Origin of the sequence: Tepidimonas sp. (genome assembly GCF_046292505.1) — a bacterium.
GTDB lineage: Bacteria > Pseudomonadota > Gammaproteobacteria > Burkholderiales > Burkholderiaceae_C > Tepidimonas.
The window spans coordinates 1-1,618 of record NZ_JBKBQX010000075.1 but is presented as its reverse complement, the minus strand read 5'-3'; the positions used below and the strand labels follow the sequence as shown (position 1 = coordinate 1,618).

The window sequence follows — 1,618 nt, the reverse complement described above, 5'->3', positions numbered from 1 at the left end:
AGGCTGGCGTGCTCCTGGTCGATCATGACTGATGGGGGTATGGGGGGTGTGCCCCCCATGCCGGACTTGGTGCCTGAGTCCCAAGGTTCCCACTACGCGGCAGGCCCATTGGTACGCCAGGATGGTGTACGCGCCCTGCTAGACCATCCCATGCACCGAGCGCACACCAAGCAGGCGTAGGGGGGTATGCAACTGGTGCAAAGTGGTGTAGAGTGCACCGCATGGATGCTGCAACTCCAGACAAGCCCAAGACCATCCGCCTGACCATTCCGGTTGATCAGGAGGTGCACGCCACCTTCGCCAGGATCGCCAAGGCGTCCGGGATGCCCATAGGCCGTGCCATGGCCGAGTGGATGGCCGACACGCTCGATGCGGCCGAATACCTGGCCGAGACCCTGGAGAAGGCGAGGGCGGCTCCTCGCCTGGTCGCTCGCCAACTCCACTCCTACGCCATGGGACTGATGGACGAGACCGGCGCACTCCTGGAGCAGGTCCGCCAGGACAGCCGCACGCGCAGCGGACGGGCGCAGACCGGCCTGGGCGCGTCGGGTGGCCTGGCGGCCCCCCCGTCCTGTAATACGGGGGGGAAAGTCCCCTCCAAACCCCCAAAACGTCCCCGGGGTGATGCTCGATGACCCAGGCCACGAAAACGACCATCGACTGGCTACGGGTCCGCGTCCAGGCCGAACCCAGCGACATCCTCCAGGCTATGCGCCCCATGTTCGGTCCGTGGGGGCAGTACCTTCGATTTGGCGACAACGCCCGGGGGCTCTTCGGCTTCAAGCACGCGCTCCCCATCCAGATTGCCGACGACACCGTCGTTGGCCGCATGGATTTCGGCGGGGACTCCCAACGCGGATGGGTCCGCGTCGATCTACCGGGAAAGGGCTGCCAGTGGGTCAAGGACTGGGATGCCGTCGAGGAGGTCGAGGCCCTGCCGTGCGCAGAGCCGCGCCGTGTCGATATCGCGCTCACCACCTGGAATGGCGAGATCACGCACGAGATGGTCAAGCAGGGCCATCAGGAGGGCGGTTTCACCACGAGGGGCCGCCCTCCCAACATGCAGGAGATCGTCAACTCCGACAAGCACCGCGGGCGCACCATCTACATTGGCAGGCGGGACGGTGACAAGTTCGTCCGAGCCTACGAGAAGGGCTACGAGTTAGCCTCCAGGATGCCGGTCTCCAAGGAGTACCGAGAGGGCATCCAGGAGATCGACGGTCACCGCATCGAGGATATCTACCGCGTGGAGCTCGAGCTCAAGGCCGAAGGTACCGAGGTGCCATGGGACGTCATTCCGAGGCGAGATCAGTACTTCGCCGGGGCTTATCCCTTCCTGGCGCAGATCCTCCCTGACGTGGAGCCAGACATCCTCCAGCGTCGTCCGGAGCGACAGCCGCAGACCGATCTACGGGCCGCCCTGGAGAACGTCCGCATTCAGTTCGGTGCAACCCTTTTCACGGCCCTGCACGCGTATCACGGCGACATCGGCGCCGTGTGGGATCGCATCGTTGGCGACAAGCACAACAAGGCCCTGCTCGAGGCTGGCGTGCTCCTGGTCGATCATGACTGATGGGGGTATGGGGGGTGTGCCCCCCATGCCGGACTTGGTGCCTGA

Annotated in this window: 2 protein-coding genes; both read left to right on the top strand. The window is 65.0% G+C overall.

The annotated features are described in order from the left end of the window. The first annotated feature begins 221 nt into the window (after positions 1-221). Complete coding sequence (locus tag ACK4TH_RS11705; protein WP_409626681.1) at positions 222-635, top strand: hypothetical protein; 414 nt, start codon at positions 222-224, stop codon at positions 633-635. Then, positions 632-1,573 (top strand): replication initiation factor domain-containing protein, encoded by a 942-nt coding sequence (locus ACK4TH_RS11700; protein WP_409626679.1) that lies wholly within the window; start codon positions 632-634, stop codon positions 1,571-1,573. Before ACK4TH_RS11705 ends, ACK4TH_RS11700 begins: the two co-directional genes overlap by 4 nt. Positions 1,574-1,618 lie beyond the last annotated feature (45 nt).

Coding starts and splice junctions, on each gene's coding strand:
- ACK4TH_RS11700 (WP_409626679.1), top strand. CDS start 632: ATGACCCAGGCCACGAAAACGACCATCGACTGGCTACGGGTCCGCGTC.
- ACK4TH_RS11705 (WP_409626681.1), top strand. CDS start 222: ATGGATGCTGCAACTCCAGACAAGCCCAAGACCATCCGCCTGACCATT.